At 35.4% G+C, this 18,631-nt stretch carries 22 protein-coding genes; all 22 read left to right on the plus strand.

What is annotated here, in order from left to right:
* Positions 1 to 5: 5 nt before the first annotated feature.
* The 22 genes from flgK to B9Y54_RS05815 all read left to right on the plus strand — a co-directional run bounded on the left by flgK (position 6) and on the right by B9Y54_RS05815 (position 18,627).
* A complete protein-coding gene (gene flgK, locus B9Y54_RS05710) occupies positions 6 to 1,448 on the plus strand; it encodes a flagellar hook-associated protein FlgK (protein ID WP_085559372.1) in 1,443 nt (480 codons plus the stop codon).
* A gap of 3 nt (positions 1,449 to 1,451) precedes the next feature.
* On the plus strand, positions 1,452 to 2,381 hold the full coding sequence (gene flgL / locus B9Y54_RS05715) for a flagellar hook-associated protein FlgL (protein ID WP_085559373.1): 930 nt from the start codon (positions 1,452 to 1,454) through the stop codon (positions 2,379 to 2,381).
* A gap of 212 nt (positions 2,382 to 2,593) precedes the next feature.
* Complete coding sequence (locus tag B9Y54_RS05720) at positions 2,594 to 3,820, plus strand: flagellin N-terminal helical domain-containing protein (protein WP_085559374.1); 1,227 nt, start codon at positions 2,594 to 2,596, stop codon at positions 3,818 to 3,820.
* A gap of 85 nt (positions 3,821 to 3,905) precedes the next feature.
* Positions 3,906 to 4,274, plus strand: a complete 369-nt coding sequence (locus B9Y54_RS05725; RefSeq protein ID WP_034552221.1) for a flagellar protein FlaG — start codon at positions 3,906 to 3,908, stop codon at positions 4,272 to 4,274.
* 4 nt (positions 4,275 to 4,278) lie between these two features.
* Positions 4,279 to 5,730, plus strand: coding sequence for a flagellar filament capping protein FliD (gene fliD / locus B9Y54_RS05730; protein ID WP_085559375.1), 1,452 nt, complete (start codon positions 4,279 to 4,281; stop codon positions 5,728 to 5,730).
* Between the two features lie 25 nt (positions 5,731 to 5,755).
* The gene (locus B9Y54_RS05735) at positions 5,756 to 6,121 is read left to right on the plus strand and encodes a hypothetical protein (protein WP_085559376.1); all 366 of its coding nucleotides are present in this window, start codon (positions 5,756 to 5,758) and stop codon (positions 6,119 to 6,121) included.
* 90 nt (positions 6,122 to 6,211) lie between these two features.
* Positions 6,212 to 6,574: a flagellar export chaperone FliS gene (fliS, locus tag B9Y54_RS05740; protein WP_085559377.1), complete on the plus strand. Its 363-nt coding sequence runs from the start codon at positions 6,212 to 6,214 to the stop codon at positions 6,572 to 6,574.
* 424 nt (positions 6,575 to 6,998) lie between these two features.
* Positions 6,999 to 7,379: a flagellar basal body rod protein FlgB gene (flgB, locus tag B9Y54_RS05745; protein WP_085559378.1), complete on the plus strand. Its 381-nt coding sequence runs from the start codon at positions 6,999 to 7,001 to the stop codon at positions 7,377 to 7,379.
* A gap of 24 nt (positions 7,380 to 7,403) precedes the next feature.
* Positions 7,404 to 7,838: a flagellar basal body rod protein FlgC gene (gene flgC / locus B9Y54_RS05750; protein ID WP_085559379.1), complete on the plus strand. Its 435-nt coding sequence runs from the start codon at positions 7,404 to 7,406 to the stop codon at positions 7,836 to 7,838.
* Between the two features lie 28 nt (positions 7,839 to 7,866).
* Positions 7,867 to 8,175 (plus strand): flagellar hook-basal body complex protein FliE, encoded by a 309-nt coding sequence (gene fliE / locus B9Y54_RS05755; protein ID WP_234987838.1) that lies wholly within the window; start codon positions 7,867 to 7,869, stop codon positions 8,173 to 8,175.
* A gap of 27 nt (positions 8,176 to 8,202) precedes the next feature.
* Positions 8,203 to 9,840, plus strand: a complete 1,638-nt coding sequence (fliF, locus tag B9Y54_RS05760; protein WP_085559381.1) for a flagellar basal-body MS-ring/collar protein FliF — start codon at positions 8,203 to 8,205, stop codon at positions 9,838 to 9,840.
* A gap of 9 nt (positions 9,841 to 9,849) precedes the next feature.
* Entirely contained in the window at positions 9,850 to 10,854 is a 1,005-nt protein-coding gene (gene fliG / locus B9Y54_RS05765; RefSeq protein WP_085560517.1) for a flagellar motor switch protein FliG, read from the plus strand.
* Complete coding sequence (locus tag B9Y54_RS05770; protein WP_085559382.1) at positions 10,838 to 11,602, plus strand: FliH/SctL family protein; 765 nt, start codon at positions 10,838 to 10,840, stop codon at positions 11,600 to 11,602. Before fliG ends, B9Y54_RS05770 begins: the two co-directional genes overlap by 17 nt.
* A gap of 7 nt (positions 11,603 to 11,609) precedes the next feature.
* Positions 11,610 to 12,926, plus strand: a complete 1,317-nt coding sequence (gene fliI, locus B9Y54_RS05775; RefSeq protein WP_085559383.1) for a flagellar protein export ATPase FliI — start codon at positions 11,610 to 11,612, stop codon at positions 12,924 to 12,926.
* Positions 12,927 to 12,970: 44 nt separating this feature from the next.
* On the plus strand, positions 12,971 to 13,408 hold the full coding sequence (fliJ, locus tag B9Y54_RS05780) for a flagellar export protein FliJ (protein ID WP_234987840.1): 438 nt from the start codon (positions 12,971 to 12,973) through the stop codon (positions 13,406 to 13,408).
* A 79-nt stretch (positions 13,409 to 13,487) separates the two neighbouring features.
* Positions 13,488 to 14,918, plus strand: coding sequence for a flagellar hook-length control protein FliK (locus B9Y54_RS05785; protein ID WP_085559384.1), 1,431 nt, complete (start codon positions 13,488 to 13,490; stop codon positions 14,916 to 14,918).
* Positions 14,919 to 14,935: 17 nt separating this feature from the next.
* Positions 14,936 to 15,364 (plus strand): flagellar hook assembly protein, encoded by a 429-nt coding sequence (locus B9Y54_RS05790; RefSeq protein ID WP_085559385.1) that lies wholly within the window; start codon positions 14,936 to 14,938, stop codon positions 15,362 to 15,364.
* Between the two features lie 88 nt (positions 15,365 to 15,452).
* Positions 15,453 to 16,328 carry a flagellar hook-basal body complex protein gene (locus B9Y54_RS05795; protein WP_085559386.1) on the plus strand — a complete coding sequence of 292 codons (876 nt, stop codon included), beginning with the start codon at positions 15,453 to 15,455 and terminating at the stop codon, positions 16,326 to 16,328.
* A gap of 87 nt (positions 16,329 to 16,415) precedes the next feature.
* Positions 16,416 to 16,619 carry a flagellar FlbD family protein gene (locus B9Y54_RS05800; RefSeq protein ID WP_085559387.1) on the plus strand — a complete coding sequence of 68 codons (204 nt, stop codon included), beginning with the start codon at positions 16,416 to 16,418 and terminating at the stop codon, positions 16,617 to 16,619.
* Entirely contained in the window at positions 16,616 to 17,416 is an 801-nt protein-coding gene (locus B9Y54_RS05805) for a motility protein A (protein ID WP_085559388.1), read from the plus strand. The genes B9Y54_RS05800 and B9Y54_RS05805 overlap by 4 nt, the downstream gene beginning before the upstream one ends.
* A 2-nt stretch (positions 17,417 to 17,418) precedes the next feature.
* Positions 17,419 to 18,147, plus strand: coding sequence for a flagellar motor protein MotB (locus B9Y54_RS05810; RefSeq protein WP_085559389.1), 729 nt, complete (start codon positions 17,419 to 17,421; stop codon positions 18,145 to 18,147).
* The gene (locus B9Y54_RS05815; protein WP_085559390.1) at positions 18,148 to 18,627 is read left to right on the plus strand and encodes a flagellar basal body-associated FliL family protein; all 480 of its coding nucleotides are present in this window, start codon (positions 18,148 to 18,150) and stop codon (positions 18,625 to 18,627) included.
* The last annotated feature ends 4 nt before the right edge of the window (positions 18,628 to 18,631 follow it).

Raw genomic sequence — 18,631 nt, forward strand, 5'->3', positions numbered from 1 at the left:
AAGAAATGTCAGGTTTATTTGGAATATTAAATAACTCATCAAAGGCTTTAAATGTTCAGCAATCGGCTCTGCAAACAACTAGTCATAACGTAGCTAATGCAAATACAGAAGGCTATTCAAGACAAAAAGTAAATATGGTAGCGGAGAATCCTTATACTGTTTCTGGCATCGGTCAATTAGGAACAGGGGTAAGAATTTCTTCTGTTGTTCGAATTGTCGACCCTTATGTTAATAATCAGTTGCGAAATGAAAACTCTTCTTTAGAGATGCACAAACAAAAATCGGATGTTCTCGGTCAGTTAGAAGTTGTTTTCAACGAACCTTCAGAGACTGGATTAAATAAAAGCATCAGTCAAGTCTTCTCTTCATGGACTCACTTAGCTTCTAACCCAGAATTAGCTGCTGCTAAGACAATGGTCGTTCAAAATTCAGAGAACTTTACAGACAACCTACACCATATGTCCAATCAAATAGAAAAATTGTACGATGGAACGGTTAAGAGTATTGAAAAAGACGTGTTAGATTTTAATGCTAAAGTAGGACAGTTAAGTTCGTTAAACAAGCAAATTTTTAATGTAGCAGTAAAAGGTGAATCACCAAACGATTTATTGGATCAACAAGATAAGATATTGGGTGAGTTAGCCGGAATTACTGGTGTAGAAGCTAGTTACGATAAATTTAACCGTATAAGCATCACTGTTGGTGGAGAACAAGTGTTAAATGGAAACTCTATAAAAACACTCGGAACATCTTCTGACTCTGTAGGTGGATTAGTCGTTAATCAAGAGGGTGGCGAGAAAACAGCTATTGCAATCAAAACCGGTAGTATCAAAGGCTCACAAGAAGCACTAGTAGAAATTGACAATAAAAAACAAGATTTAAACGATTTAGCATTCAATTTTGCGACTGCAGTAAATACGATACATAGCGACAACAAAGAAGGAATCCCATTCTTTGATCTGGACTCAACAAAAGATGGCAATTATGCTTCATCCATTACTGTAAATTCAGTAATCTTAAATGATGTGACTAAAATCAATGCTGGGAAAAATATTAAAGAAGGAGAAGTTGTCGGTGGTGATGGAACACGTGCTCAAGCGATAGCATCTTTACAAAACACATTACTAGGTGATCCAAAAACGGATATAAAGTACAATAAAGATACTATGTCTATTACTAATGTAGTTGGTGGCTCTACGGTATCAGGAGCCTACAATAATACCGTAACTGAAATGGGAATTGTGAAGCAACAAGCCGACAATATGGCTGAAAGCCAAGAAGGTTTAGTTAGTCTCTTGAAAGCTCGTCGTGAATCTATTTCGGGTGTATCTATTAACGAGGAAGTAGCCGATACAATGAAATACCAAACGGCATTTCAAGCTAATTCTCGTATCATTTCCGTCGTATCAGAAATGCTCGATACGTTAATCAATCGAACAGGGGTGTAATTCATGCGTGTAACAGATTCTTTAATGTCACAAAGTTTTTTAAGAAACTTAAGTACCAACACGAAAAAAATGTTGAAGTATCAAGAACAGCTGTCAACGCAAAAAGAAGTGAACAAGCCTTCTGATGATCCACTACGCATTTCTAAAATTTTAGACTTAAACAATACGATTATCCAAAATGACCAATACAAAACAACGATTAGTGATGCTGTTCAGTGGACGAATGTCCAAGATTCAGCTTTAAGTAGTACAACAAAGTCTTTACAACGAATAAAAACATTGATTCAATCTTCTGCTAATGGCACAATGACTCACTCTGATCGTCAAGCCAATAAAGCTGAGATTGAGTCAGAAATTCATGGAGTAGTAGATGCATTAAATACAAACTTTGGTGGACGATATGTCTTTGCAGGAATGAATACAACAGAAGTTCCATTTGAAGTTAAATCTGTAGATGGTGAAATTACTGAAATTATTTATAGTGGAACAAAGGAAACTGATGGGAATACCAATTTATCTCGGGAAATTGCACCAGGAGTTTCAATAGAATTGAATACTGATGGAAATGCACTGATGAACGAAAAAGGTACAAAAGAAAAACCCAATAATTTAGGTTCCTTTTTTAATGATGTATTGAAAGCTTTGGATTCAGATGATACTGAAGAATTATCTGGATTATTAGATAGAGCCGATCAGCAACTTGAAAATGTTGTATCCAATCGTTCTAAAACCGGAGCAATTTTCAATCGGTTAGAAGCAACATCAGAGCGTAATAACAGCGAGAAGTTAAATCTTAAAACGATGTTATCTGAAAACCAAGATATTGATCTAGCTGAAAAATATATGGAGTTTACAATGGAACAAACAGCGTATCAAGCTTCTTTATCAATGGGTACAAAAATTTTACAAACGAATATCTTGAACTATCTATAATAGATGGTTCAATTTTTTTGTAAAGTTTTACTATTCACACTTAAGTCTAATTCAAACTCACCGATATAGGGGATAGAAGGCAAGTTATTCTACTAAATATAAAAAAATATTAAAATATAAATAATAAAAAACACTTAACAGAAGATTAATCATGCCGATATAAAAGGTAGAAGGCAACACCTTCACAAATAGACTCTAGGAGGAACATTATCATGAGAATTAATACAAATACAGCAGCAATGAATACTTATTCTAACCTTACATCAGCTAACGCTTCAAAAAGCAACTCATTAGCTAAATTATCATCAGGTCTACGCATCAATAAAGCAGGAGACGACGCAGCTGGTTTAGCTATTTCAGAAAAGATGAAAAATCAAGTTAGCGGAATGACTCAAGCTTCACGTAACGCACAAGATGGTATTTCTTTAATTCAAACAGCTGAAGGTGCTTTATCTGAAACACACAGTATCTTAAATCGTATGCGTGACTTAACGGTTCAATCATCTAATGACACAAACACCATAGATGATAAAAAAGCTATACAATCAGAAATCAATTCTCTAACTAGTGAAATCGACCGTATTGCTTCTGATACAGAGTTTAATACGAAAGGTTTAATGAATGGCGGAGAGATTACTAGTGGATCTATAACTGATGCAAAATTAGACTATACAGCTTTAACCTCGGCATACGCAACAACAGGCGCTACTGGAGTAACATTTACAAGTGGAGCAGATACAGCACCCACTCTTGAGAAAATAAGCAAGAGTGATTTAAATAAAACTGTAGATTCATATAATTTGAAAAATGATATTTCAATAGATGATACTGATGGAACTGTTGGTGGTTCAGGTGGAGTTGACCTTGCGGAATTAACTAAGATCTATGACGCAGTGGCAGGGAATACTACTCCAACCACAGCTTTTGCTGATACTAGTGCAGCAAAAACTGCATTAGCTGCATTAACTACTACTCAAAAAACTGATATTAATGAAAAATATAATACATCTAAAGATATATCAGTAAGTGACATCAAAGAAGCAAAAACAACAAAATTTTCTTTCCAAATTGGCGCAAATGCAGGTCAAAAAATTGATGTTGAAATTGCAAATTTAAGTAAAAAAGGTTTAGAATTGACTGATTTAGATGTAGTAAATGGAGATACAGATAAGATATTAGAAAAATTAGATGAAGCTATTGGTACTGTTTCTTCACAACGTGCTAACTTAGGTGCTGTTCAAAATCGTTTAGATCACACAGTATCTAACCTAGCAACAACAAAAGAAAACTTATCAGAAGCTAATTCACGCATTACTGACGTAGATATGGCTGAAGAAATGATGAGCTTTACGAAATCAAACATCCTTTCTCAAGCATCAACTTCAATGTTGGCTCAAGCAAACCAAATGCCTCAAAGTGTCCTTTCATTATTACAATAATCAACTAAAACAGTTTAAACAGATTTCACAAAAAGCCGGCGCTTTGCCGGCTTTTAGTTTATAATGGAGTTTGTTTGCCAGAAGAATGGAGAAGACAGAGATGGATATTGTTCAAGCTATCAATACTGTGCTTCAAACACGTCCGATTGGGATTGAATCAAGTACTCAATCTAAATTCAAAGAAGAAAAAACTCAATATCAGCAAGAACAGTCACAAGAAGTGGTTTTTTCCAAAGAAGAATTGCAAAAAAAAGTAGATGAAATAAATGAGTATGTTCTAGGCTTCAATGCACAATTTTCATTTAAAGTGCACGAAGGAACAGGGAGAACATTTGTACGGTTGATTGACATGCAGACACACGATATTATCAAAGAAATTCCACCAGAAAAAATGATGGATGTTGTCGCTGGAATATGGGATTTAATGGGTATTGTAGTAGATAGAAAGGAATGAGAGCATGGCAAATGATTTAAGTTTTATGGGATCGTATTCAGGAATTGATATGAATACCGTTGACTCATTGATTCAAGCAGAGTCAGGTAAATTAGTGAAATTTACCAATAAACAAGCCAGTTTAACAACTGAGAAAAATGCATGGAAAGATATTAATACACGTTTAAGTAGTTTGTATGAAAAATTAGGAAGCTTACAAGAAGAAAAGACCTTTCAATCTAGAAACACGACAAGTTCTGATGCAACTAAACTAGCTATTTCCGCAAAAGAAAATGCTCTATTGGGTGATTATTCTGTTGAAGTAAAAAAATTAGCTACTTCTACTACAATAACTTCTGGAAAAATCCCGGCTGCAGAAAATAAATCGATTAAAGATGCACTAGATTTATCGGGAGACTTCACAATTAGCAATGATGAAGATAGTAAGGCTGAACCTGCAAAAGTAACATTTAGTATTGATATCAAAGCTGAAGATAGTTTGAAAGATGTTGCAAGTAAGATAAATGAGCAAACCAAAGCATCTGGCATTCAAGCCAAAATAGTCGATAGGCAAATTATTTTGACCGATACTAAAATGGGAGATCGTACATTTACCGTTGGGGGAGACCTTACTGAAAAATTAGGATTTAATAAAGATTCAGTACTTATAGAAAATAGACCGGATAGTACTACAGGTCAAAAGTCTGAAATAATTGTTGATGGAATAACGATTACTAAAGATACCAATACGATTGAAGATGCAATTGATGGCGTTACGCTAACGCTTAAAGAACTCAGTGAAACAGGTAAATCAATGACTGTAACAGTAAAAGAAGACACAGCGAAAACAGAGAAAGCAATCCAAGATGTAGTCGACCAATACAATTCTATTTTATCTTTTGTAGGAGAACAACTGAGTGTTGGTGATCCTTCGGCAGAAAAAAATAAAACCGGTGCTTTAGTCGGGGATAGTTCATTGATGCGTTTGGAAACCGGTCTTCGTTCTTTAATGACCGCCAATGTGAATAACGGCAGTACGTCTGTAAAAAATATGAAAGACCTAGGTATCTCGGTTGACCGAGAAGGAAAAGCTACGTTAGATACAAAAAAATTAAAAGAAGCGTTAGCAACAAATCCTACTGCTGTGAAAAACCTTTTCTTTGCAGCTGAAAAAGTAGAAACAGACGTTGAAGGTGAACCGTTAATGACTGCTGAAAAAGAAAACGGTATGGCGCAAAAAATGCGTTCATTGATTAATAGTTATATCTCTGATAAAACGGGTATTATTACAAATAAATCTAGTACTTTTGATAATGAGATTAAAGACATTAGTAAAAGTATTACAAGTTTTAATGAACGCTTAGAGAAAAAGCGCGCAAATTATATCGCGATGTTTACTCGCTTAGATACCGTTATGATGGAAGCCGAATCACAAATGGCTTATTTAAACAGCCAATTCAATCCACCAAGTAAATAATAGTTCTAAAAAAGGATGTTTTATAATGACAACAACTAAACACTGGAACCAAATGCGTTCTGAATTGTTGGAAAAGATGTATCAAGTCGTGACCTCCTGGGATGGAACAACCCAAGAAGCTTTAGTCATCACTGAAAAAAACCAAGAAATATTAATACATTGGCAAAACATGACGAAACAAGTAGGCAATGAAGAATTTTTGCCTTATACTGAAATCGAAAAAGAAAAACAAACAGAAATTTTGAGTTTCCAACAAAGAATGATCGCTTCTATCAGTAATGAACGTTTGGTAGTGATGTCTCAAATGAAACAGATCAACCAAAAAAATAAAGTGCGAGACAATTATGTTTCAGTGAAACGTGATTCGCTGTTTATTGACAAAGGTTTATAAAAAACAACCGGTCATCTTAGAAACAAGAAGAGACTAAGATAACCGCTACATATGATTTACTACAATAAGAAAATAAAGGAGAACAAACCTATGGGCTACAGAAACGTGCCAAATGTTTACAAACAAAACCAAATCTTAAACGCAACACCAAAAAAATTAGTCATCATGCTTTATGAAGGAGCCATCAAAAACTTGAAATTAGCTGAACTCTCAGCTGCTGATAAGAAAATTGAAGCAACCAGTAATGCCTTAATTAAAGCCCAAGAGATTATTCAAGAATTAATCGTGACGTTAGATTTTAAAAATGGTGGCGAAGTAGCGGAGAATTTAAACCAATTATATGATTATTTTATAACGGAGTTAATTAAATCCAATCGTTCTAAGGATCCAGAGAGCATGAAAAAAATTCGTGAGTCTTTAGAAGAGCTGCGCGATACGTGGCTAGAGATTTAAATTGAATTGTCGATTTTTAGACACATTTCGTTAATTTTTTAGACGTTTTTAAAAGGCCTTGAATTAATAGTGTTATCTTTACTTTTTCATAAAAGTAAAGATTTTTATTTTGTTTGAAAAGTAAGCGCTTAATGATAGTTGGAACCTTGACAACAGTTTTTTTCATAAACTAATGTCAAGTCTTTTTTTTATTTTAAAAAAATAATGAAAAATTGCTAAAAAATTAAACAAACAAAAGTTATTGCTCAATGAATTTAATTCGGTTATACTAACATTCGTGGAGAGAGAAGTAGATTTTTATTCAAAAATCCATACGTTATTTTAATATAAATACATAACGTACGTATTATTTTGGCAAATGTCTATTTTCTTTAAGCTAAATAAGTTTAAACGATAAAAACTATTTCGCAATGGGGGATATAAAATGAGTAATTCTGCGTACAATTTAATTAAGAATGCCCTTGATGCTACAGAGTTAAGACAGCAAATGATTTCAAGTAATATTGCTAATGTTAATACGCCTGACTATAAAGTAAATAAGGTTGATTTTGAAAATAGATTAGAAAAAGCCTATGACGGAATCGGAATGACAAAAACGAATGTCCGACATATTGGAATTGGCAATCCGGATGAGGTTACGGCGGTTGTGACAAAACGAACAAATTCTATTGTGAAAGAAAACGGAAATAATGTAGACATTGATATGGAAATGACCGATGAAGCTGCAACAACGATTCAATATAACGCTCTTATCACGCAACTAAATGCCAAGTATTCTATGATTCATAGCGCCATCACAAAATGATTCAACAATCTGGAGGACGAAATAATGTCGATTTTTAATTCCTTACATATTAACGCGAGCGGCTTAGGCTTGGAAAGATTGAAATTAGATACAATATCGACTAATATTGCTAACATTAACACTACGCGAACAGAAGATGGTGGGGCTTTCATAAAAAAAGAAGTGCTTTTCGAAGAAAGTTTAAAACAAGTTAAATCTCCTTTTACAGGAAATATGGAGAAAAAAAGTTTCGGAGTAAAAGCAACTGAAATAGCAGAAAATGAAGACGGAATCGTCATTGAATACAATCCGACTCATCCAGATGCCGATGAAAACGGCTATCTACAATTATCAAATGTCAATATGGCTGATGAGATGATTGAGATGATAACAGCTCAACGCAGCTATGATGCGAACGTTACAGCTATGAATGCGAGTAAAGAAATGTTAAAAAAAGCTTTAGAAATTAGAACAAATTAATAAATAATAGACATAGAGGAGAATGCAAGTGAATATAGAAAAATTAGCAACTAGTCTATTAACCGGCGAGAGTAAACCGGTTACACAAGCGATGAAAGCGCAAGAAGCACCAGAATCTGGCTCGTTTTCAGGGATGGTTGAACAAGCAATGGTAAATCTAAATGATAAACAATTGGCAGCCGATCAAGCTGTTCAAGGTCTTGCAGCAGGTGATGCTGACAATTTACATACGGTTATGATTCGTACATCAGAAGCTCAATTAACATTAGATCTAGCCTTACAAATGAGAAACAAATGCTTAGAAGCATATAACGAAGTTAAAAATATGCAATTTTAATGAGTAATCAAGGGAGCTACAGCACTAATGGGAAATTTTCAAAAAACATGGAATGGGATCAAAGAAGGTTGGAATGGTATAGGTAGACAAAAGCGTGCTAGCTTAGTCATCTTACTCATTTTGATTGCCTCAACTGTAATAGGATTAACGTATTACACACAAAAAGTAGAGTATGCAACGTTGTTTTCTAATCTAGAAGAGACAGATGCAGGAGTCATTGTGAATGATTTAAAAACTAAAAAAGTAAAATACAAACTAGAAGAGAATGGAACAACTATATTGGTTGATAAGAATCAAGTAGATACTTACCGAATCGATCTAGCCGTTAACGATATGTTGCCACAAAACTCAACGGGTTTTGAGATTTTTGATACGACAAGTATGATGGCTACCGATGAAGATCGAAAGATTATGTATCAACGGGCAGTGACTGGAGAACTGGAACGATCTATTTCAGCATTGGATTCAATTGAAACCGCTAAAGTCTTATTGTCTATGCCAAAAGAGAGTGTGTTTACTAGTCAAGAAGACAAATCAAAGGCATCCGCATCGGTTGTCTTAACAACGAGTAACGGTAAAATACCAGACAGTTCGGCTGTTCAAGGCATTGCTTCATTGATTGCTGGTGCAGTTGAAAATTTACCTAAAGAAAACATCAAAATAGTCGACACAAAAGGCAACTTGTTAAGTGCCGCCCTAGAAGACGATGCTAGTTTGAATGCAACTGATATGGTGAGCAAATATCAAGCAATTAAAAATAGATACGAACAAGAATTAGAAGAAAAGTTAATCGATACACTGGGTCCTATTTTCGGAACAGAGAATGTCAATGTTGCAGTGAGTGCAGATTTAAACTTTGATTCAGTTCAAAAAGAAAATGTGACGTATTCAGATGAACCAGTCTTGAGAAGTGAAACTGTTTCTGCTAGTGGTGGAACGATTGATGTTGCTGGAGGAATTGGAACCGATAATGTGGTTAATGAAATCATCGAAGGCGAAGGTGGAGTAAGTTCTTCCTATGACCGCACAGCTAATTATGAGTTGGACACAGAGACAACCAGTACAGCTAAAGCACCTGGTTCACTTAACCAATTGTCGACGTCGATTATTTTAAACAAAACCTTAAGCAAAGCGGAAGAAGATCAAGTCCAAGAAATTGTTAAAATGACGATTGGCTTTGCTGAAGACCGAGAAGACCAATTGACTGTCCAAGGGATGGAATTTACAAAAGGGCCAGAAGACGTTGTGCCAACTACTCCTAAAGAAATTATTGGCAACACCATTAGAGCAACCTTATTGAGAGATTGGCCTTATTTAGCTGGCGGATTAGGAATTCTACTATTGTTAATGATTTTAATGATGGTCTTTCTGAGAAAATCTAAAGATGATACGGATGACGAATTAGATTTTGAAGAAACTATAATAAACACATCAGCGAGTGATTTAACAAATGAATTAGAAATGAATAAAATGAAAAAACTAAAAGAAAAACAAGAAAAATTAGCGAAAAGAGAACGAATGGAAAGAAACGACCGAGAAGCGGCAGAGTTAACAGAAGAGTTAAATCAAGCTATGTCTGTTAAGGAAAAAGCAGCCAGAGAGTTTGCAAGAGATAATCCGGAAGCTTCTGCAGATCTGATTAAAATATGGATGAGAGATGAGTAGGTGGATGATGTGCAAGAAATAGATGGCATAAAAAAATCTGCAATATTGTTGATTTCCTTAGGGCCTGAAACAGCAGCGAAAATCATGAAAACATTGCCGGATAGCTATATCCAAAAAGTCAGCTATGAAATTGCCAATATTGATTACGTAAAACCAGAAGAACGCGATGCAATCGTCAATGAATTTATCGAATTATCACAAGCGAGAGAATACATGATTGATGGCGGAATTGATTACGCCAAAAACTTATTAAATATGGCTATTGGTCCTCAAAGAGCAAAAGAAGTGATCGATATGTTAAATCAGATTCAATTACGCGAGAGACCGTTCAATATCGCTAGAAAAGCCGATCCACAGCAGCTAACGAATCTTTTATTGAATGAACAGCCTCAGACAGTTGCGTTGATTTTGTGCTACATGCAGCCTGATAAAGCAGCGTTGATTTTATCTCAATTCTCATTGCCTCTGCAATCAGAAATTGCAGAAAGAATTGGAACCATTACAAGTACATCACCGGCAATTATTGAAAAGATTGAAAAAGTCATTGAAAACAAATTTTCTAATTACATTGAAAATGATATGGAAACTGTCGGTGGCGTTAAAACATTGGTTGAGATACTTAATTCCGTTGGGCGAAGCACAGAGAAGAACATCATTAGTGTCTTAGAAGAAAAACAACCTGAATTAGCCGAAGAAGTTAAGTCTAGCTTGTTCACCTTTGAAGATATCACAACGCTTGAAAAAGGCGATGCTCAAAAAGTTCTTAGAGAAATCGACAATGATGATTTGGCATTGGCGCTTAAAGGTGGATCAGATGAAATTAAAGAATTTATCTTTTCTAATCTATCTGAACGCGCAGTTGAAACACTTAAAGAAGACCTTCAATTCATGGGACCTTCTCGTTTATCAGCTGTAGAAGAAGCTCAACAACGAGTCGTTTCTGTTATCCGGATGTTGGATGAGAAAGGTGAAGTTTATTTGAGAAGAGGAGAACAAGATGCCATCATCTCATAATATTATTAAACGAAACCATTCTTTTTCAGAGGAACAAACGTCGTTAATTCAAACAAAATTAACTGTAAAAAAAGTAGTAGTAGTTCCAAAAGAAACAAGTAACGAAACGCATAAAGGTATCAACTATGAAGAATTAGCAACTATTAAAGCAGAAGTTTCAGCTGCGAAAGTACAAAAAGAACAATTAATTTTCGCTGCCGAACAAGAAGCGGAGACGTTGAAAGCAGACGCTGTTCAGACTGGATTTGCTGAAGGACAAATAAGCGGATACGAAGCGGGTTATTCAGTAGGTTATCTTGCTGGGATGCAAAAAGCAGAAGAAGAGAGTGTCAAAATGAAAGAAAATAGTCAGCAGATGCTGATGGAAGCCGAAGCATTTGTTGAAAAATACTATAAAGAACAAAAAGAAGCGTTGCTAGATTTGGCAGGACATATGGCAGAAACCATTGTCCATAAAACAATCGATACCTCTTCAGAACAAGTGATGGACTTAGTTAAGCCGGTTATTCATCGGTTGAGGCGTGAAAATCAGTTGATTACATTGTCTGTGCGACCTGAACAAAATAAATTAGTTAAAGAAAAATTAAGTGAGTTAGAAAAAGAGCACCCAGAGATTCGTTTTGCAGTATTAACGGACAACACGCTCGATGAAAACGGGTGTACGATTGAAAGTGCTCACGCGATTGTTGACTTACAAATACGAAAGCAACTCGATGCAATGCTGACTGAGATGAAAGAGATGGAGTGAAGTACCCGTGTTTAGCCTACCCTTTGAAGCGTATCACAATGAATTAAACAAAAAAACTTACCACTTAAAACTGGGTAAAGTTAGCCAGGTAACAGGTTTGATTATTAAAGTTGAAGGATTAGATGCCTTTGTTGGAGAGGTTTGCGAGATACGAATCAAGTCTTCCGATAGGATTGCTTTAAGTGAAGTAGTTGGTTTCGTAGAAGAGACGGTTTTATTAATGCCGTTAGATGAATTAGATGGTATTGGTCCGGGTTGCTTGGTACGTCCAACAGGAAAAATATTAAAAGTTGAAATTAGTGAAAAGCTTTTGGGCAATACGTTAGATGGCTTAGGCCGTCCGATGGATGAAAACCTGAAAGTAGATGGTGTCTTTTATGATGTTAATCGTAGTTCACCAAATCCTTTCAAACGTAAAAAAATTCAAGATATAATTCCAACAGGTATCAGAGCCATAGATGGTACACTAACCGTTGGCGAAGGTCAGCGGATGGGGATATTTGCTGGGAGTGGTGTCGGAAAGAGCACCTTGCTTGGTATGATGGCGCGTTACATAGAAGCAGACATCATTGTTATCGGTTTAATCGGAGAGCGTGGTAGAGAAGTTCTTGAGTTTATTGAAAAAGACCTTGGAGAAGAAGGCTACAAAAAGTCTGTTGTTGTCTGCGCAACATCGGATATGCCTCCTCTTGTTCGTTTAAAAGGTGCGTCAGTCGCAACGACAATTGCAGAATATTTTAGAGACCAAGGAAAAAAAGTGGTTTTAATGATGGACTCGGTTACTCGAGTGGCTATGGCACAAAGGGAAATTGGTCTTGCGACAGGTGAGCCCCCGACAACCAAGGGGTATACACCGTCAGTTTTTACAACGTTACCAAAGTTGTTGGAACGAAGTGGCATGTCAGAAACAGGATCAATTACTGCTTTTTATACGGTACTTGTTGAAGGGGATGACATGAACGAACCCATTGCCGATTCCGTACGCGGGATTTTAGATGGACACATTGTCTTATCGCGTAAAATCGCTTCAGAAAACCATTATCCGGCAATTGATATCCAAAATAGTATTAGTCGGTTGATGAAAGATATTACGACAGAAAAGCACCATTTAGCAGCCGGTAAGTTAAAAGAGAATATGGCGATCTATGCTGACTCAAAAGATTTAATCGATGTTGGAGCCTACCGAACAGGAAGCAATCCCTTAGTAGATAGAGCGGTTCAGTTAAATAACCCGATAAAAAATTTCTTAAGACAAAAAGTAGACGAAGAGATTGTGTTTGAAGATGTAGTTGCTTCTTTAAATACCTTGTTTAAAACGTTCTAAGCGAACAACTAGTTAATCGAATAACTAAAGTAAAAGAGGTGTAAGTGTTGAGCAAGTTTAAATTTTCAATGGAGAAAGTTCTGGATTGGCGTTCGGATACTGAAGAAACGAAAAAGAAAAATCTTGGAGATACTGAGAGAGAAAAAACCCGACAAGAAAATCTATTACAAGATATGGTCCAAGAAAATATAAAAATTAAAAATGAGACGTTAACTACAACGCGCATAGATATTTTACGTCGTCAAAATATGTATAAAGTTATGCTAGACGAAAGAATTATCCAGCAAAAAAATCAAATAGACATCGCAAAAAAATCAGTTGATATAGCTCGCTTAGAGTTAATGGAAGCCCACAAAGAAAAAAAGGTTATGGAGAAGTTGAAAGAGAAAGAATTCAACTTGTTAACAAGTTTAGAAAAAAGTGAAGAACAAAAACAATTAGACGAGATAGCTACTTTAAGTTATGGAAGAACGTATTATTAACTTTCTTCAAGCTTCGTTAAAAAAACGACTGAGATACATAAAAGATCAAAACAAAAAGATAAGAAAGGAGGTAAGCTAGATGGTTAACCCTCTCATCCAGTCAGTAAAAGCAACGGACATACGTCATATAGATAAGATAGTAAAAAAAGAGCCAGTATCTAAAGAACAGTTTCAAGCTCAATTATCTAAACAGACTAAAAAACAATTAAGCGAAAAAGAAACGAGTTCTAAATCTGAAGAAAAGACGAATGAATCGAAAGACAAGCCATTAAAGAAAGAGGAAGATCAAGTGACAAATTTTTTATTTTCGGGTTCTATAATGACTGTTCAAAACGAATTGTTAAAAGGATTGAAAATAACTCTACCTGAAGCTGAAATGGAAACTGCACAAGAATCAGGTTTTGAGTACATAAATGCAATAGACAAAACAAGTATAGAAAAAGGGTTAGAAGTAACACTAGCCGTTCAAAAAAGAAACCCAGAAGGAGCAACAGAACACAATAAATTGTCAGTAGGAAAAACTGTGGAAAATAACTCCAACCTCTCTTTTGAAGAAGTAACTACTCGAACGACAGCTGATAAAACGATAAATGGTTCACAAAAAAATATTATCGCTAATCTAGTTGTATCTGAAAGTGAGAACGATCAGCTTAATCAACTAGTAGATATAGAAATCAATTCAGATAAAACGTTGACTGATGTGACGTTGTCTAAAGATGTAGGAAATATAACTCTCTTTAATAACTTAATGACACCACGTCTATTAACGAAAGAGTGGACTCGAGCCAAAAATAGTATAGAAGCAGAAATACCTAATGAAATAGATCAACTAGTTTCAAATGAAGTAGTGGATTCCACCAAACTAATTGATCAACTAGAAAATGACTCTTCTGTTGCGAGTAAAGCTATTTTGAAAGAAAGTGATAAACTATTCTCAACACTTATTGCTAGTGAAAAAGAGCAGCAGCTATCAAGCGGTGACGAGGCAAATTCTACTGTTAAAGTAGATGGTTCAGGTGTTATTCAAAAGCAAGCAAGTGAACCAAGTGTTATAAAGGTAATGAACCAGGACACGATTAAACAAAAAGTCACTCATGAAGTCAATCAACTGATTTCAAAAGAAATAGAACAGTTTCAAACAAAAGGACAATCAAGTGCAAAAATAACGGTTTCACCAAAAGGGATGGGAGATATTTCTATTTCATTGGAGTTAAAAGATAACGTGCTATCTACAAAAATTATTGTGGACAGTTTGAATACACAAGAACTTTTAACCGGCGGGGTACCAAAGTTAGCTGACAATCTAAATCGTCATTCTATCCAAATAGGAGAAGTGAGCATTCAACTAGCAACATCAGATCAAAATGGTTCCCGTTTTGATCATAAACAACATAAAAAAGGGCAACAAGCAAAAATAAATAGGTCTAGAGGATTGAACGCAAAAAACATACCGGTTAAACCAACACCAGAAATAAGTGAGGAATTAGGACGATTGAGTATTTTAGTTTAAACGAATGGAGGAAGAAAATGGATATCCCAAATGAGTTCCATATTGGTTCAGTAAAAAGCCTAGCTCCAATTAAAGGCAAAGGAAATGAAATTTCGACAGATGATTTCTTACAAATTATGGCTGCAACGATGAAGATGCCTCCCATGCCAGGAGGAAGTGAAGGCGGTGGTGGTGGCGGAGAAACCGACCAGTTAACCCAGTTGGCCACTTTTAATATGTTAGATCAACTAACTAAAATTTCGGAGAAGATGAATTCCGGCTTATTAATTAATCAACAGCAACAGGCGTTTAATCTAATGGGTAAAGAAGTAAAAGTGTTAGATGGAGAAGGTTTTGCTACCGGAATCGTAGAAAAAGTTAGATTTGACAAAGGCTATGCAACCATCCAAGTGAACGGAAAGAATTTTTATTTGAACGATATTATAGAAGCAAGCAATAAAGCCTAAAATAAAAGTAAAAAACAACTAAAGAGATAGGGGCTAAAAAGCCTAGAGTCCGTAAAAACAAACGGATTAATTGGATGGAGGAAGCAATATGTTAAAATCTTTGTATTCAGGTGTTACGGGAATGAAAAATATTCAAACTAAAATGGACGTTATTTCGAATAATATAGCTAACGTCAATACGACTTCTTTTAAAACAGGAAGAGTTCGTTTTGAAGATATGATTAGTCAGACAAATGCTAGAGCACAAGCCGGAACAAATGCCCAACAAGTTGGACTTGGTGTGCAAGTAGGTTCAATTGATACAGTTATGTCGGGTGGATCATTGCAATCAACGGGTAGACCATTAGATTTCGCTATTGAAAATGGCGATAATTCATTCTTCACGGTCCAAAGCGGAACTGAAAAATTTTATACACGTGATGGTGGTTTCTATCTAGATAATACCGGAAACTTAGTGACCAGTAGTGGATTAAGCATTATGGGATACACACAAAGTGCACCAAATTTAACCGTTGATACTTTTGATACTGCTAATATAGCTAAAACACTAAGTGCGATAAAAATTACACAGACAATACCTGGTGAATTAGATGCTAATGGTAAAGACTCCTCTTTACAAGATTTCACGATAGATAAAGATGGCTATATTGTAGGAACTTATAGCAATGAAAAATCTTATATTGTAGGTCGTGTAGCCTTAACGAGTTTTTCTAACCCAGATGGTCTGGAAAAACAAGGTGGAAACTTATATGCAGAGTCAGCGAACTCAGGTAAAGCTGAACCAGGGAACCCTTCAGATCCAGGATATGGCTCTGTACGTTCAGGATTCTTAGAAATGTCTAACGTTGACTTAGCGAACGAATTTACTGATATGATTGTTACGAGCAGAGCTTACCAAGCGAATTCAAGAAGTATTACAACATCTGATACGATGCTAGAAGAATTGATTAACCTGAAGAGATAATCCATTAAGAAATAGTTCATCTCGAACGCTAAATTAGGTGTTCGAGTGTCTGTTTTCTATTTATAGCGATAGGAATGAGGATATAAAGTGATTGCTTTAACAGATGTTTCAGGAAGAGAGTTTTACTTGAATTGCGATTTAATATATAGAATAGACCGTTCTTTCGATACAATTATTACTTTAACAGATGGAAAAAAACTAAGGGTGATAGAAAAAGAACCTGAAATTGTAGAAAGGGTAATTGCTTTTAAAAGAAAAATACATAGCGGTTTTTCAGAGGGAGATCAATGAAAAAAAATATAGTACCATTTGTCGGCTTTATCTTAGGGGTTGCGTTAATTGTTTGGTCCATAACGTCTTCTGGAAACTTAACAAGTTTTGTAGACGTTCCATCGTTGATTATTACGCTAGGGGGATCATTTAGTGCATTGCTAATTAGTTATCCATTAAAAACATTGAAAAAAATTCCATCGATGGTTAAGAATTTAATGATGGATCCTAATAAAGACTATGGCAAATTAATTGAAGGATTTTCTGAATATTCTAGAAAAGCTAGAAGCCAAGGAATCTTATCTATTGAGGGCGACTTAAAAGATGAAGACAATGAATTGGTTGTGACGGGATTACAAATGGTTATTGATGGCATGGATCCAGAAAATATTCAAGAAATCTTGGATATAAAAATTGATAATATTGAAAAAAGACACCGTGAAGGTCAAGAAATCTTCTTCAAATGGGGAGAATTGGCTCCTGCTTTTGGTATGATCGGAACACTCATTGGGCTAATTATCATGCTTGGTGAATTAGATGACCCAAGCGCTATAGGAGTTGGTATGGCAACAGCTTTATTGACAACATTGTACGGTAGTTTTATGGCTAACTTAGTCTTTTTACCAATAGCGACTAACTTGAAATTGCAAACAGACAAAGAAATGCAAATGTGCGAAATGATTACGGAGGGAATACTAGCGATTCAAGCTGGACAAAACCCGCGTATTATCGAGCAAAAATTAAGAAGCTATTTGCCCGACGACAATAAAGAAGAGGTCTCAGAAGAGTCCGGACAACTTCAGCGTGAGGAGCAGTAAGGATGGCTAGAAGAAAAAAGGTAGAGCAAAAAGCCGAGAGTACAGGCGGATGGATTGTCACGTTTTCTGATTTAATGTCATTACTGCTAACTTTTTTTATTTTGTTGTACTCCATGTCTAGTGTTAGTGAAGCAAAGTTTTTAGAAGCTTCTCAATCGCTTCAAATGGCACTGAATGGAAGAGGCGGAGGAACGACTATCTTAACGGATTCAACATCAATCGTTAAAGAACCGCCGGCTTCTCCGACAGAAGAAGTTATTAATCCTGAAATAGAAGAACTTTACGAAAAAGTAACTGGCTATGTAGAAGAGAATGATTTGACATCAAAAGTTTCGATTGAAATGGATAAGGATGGTGTTTATGTTGATATTAAAGAATCAGTCTTGTTTGGTTCGGGTAATACAGATATTTCTGAGCCAGGCAAAAAAACATTGAGTGTATTAGCTGAATTAGTGAACTCTTTAAAAAATGATTTAGTTATTGAAGGGTATACCGATGATGTTCCAATTAGAAATTCGAGTTTTTCTAACAATTGGGAGTTGTCTTCAGGACGAGCAATATCGGTCTTACGTTATTTAAGTGAACAAGAAAAAGTTGATTCAAAACGTTTGTCAGCTAAGGGTTACGGAGAATATACTCCAAGCGTTCCAAACAACACAGACGCAAATAGAGCAATAAATAGAAGAGTGAATATTGTTATTGTTTACGATAGTCAGGAGGCCAGGCGTTAAATGAAAAAGAAATCAGATGGAAAAGAGACTGATGAAACTAAGAAGAAAAAATGGTTTCTTCCGGTCATTATTATTATTTCAACAGTAATTATTGGCGGAGTGATTGTCTTTGGTTTCACTTCGGGTAAAGCCCAAGCGTTTATGAAAAACTTGAGTGAAGAAAAAGTAGTAGAAACAACAGTCCCGTTGGAGGAATTTTTAATTAATTTGACTTCAGAAGAAGGTAAAAAGGAACAGTTTCTTAAAATTGAGTTATCTGTTTATAGCGAAGAAAAAGATTCACAAGAAGTCATTGTTACTAAGACTCCTCAAATCAGAAATGCCGTTATTAACGTATTAAGAAAACAAACGCCAGAGACTGTTTTCGGAGAAGACCAAGAATTGATTGCTCTAAAACAAGAACTGATTAGTCAAATTAATAAATCACTAGGAAAATCGCTTATTAGCGATATATTTATTACGAATATCATTATGCAATAAAGAA

This window comes from Carnobacterium iners, from assembly GCF_900177385.1.
Classification (GTDB): Bacteria; Bacillota; Bacilli; order Lactobacillales; family Carnobacteriaceae; genus Carnobacterium_A; species Carnobacterium_A iners.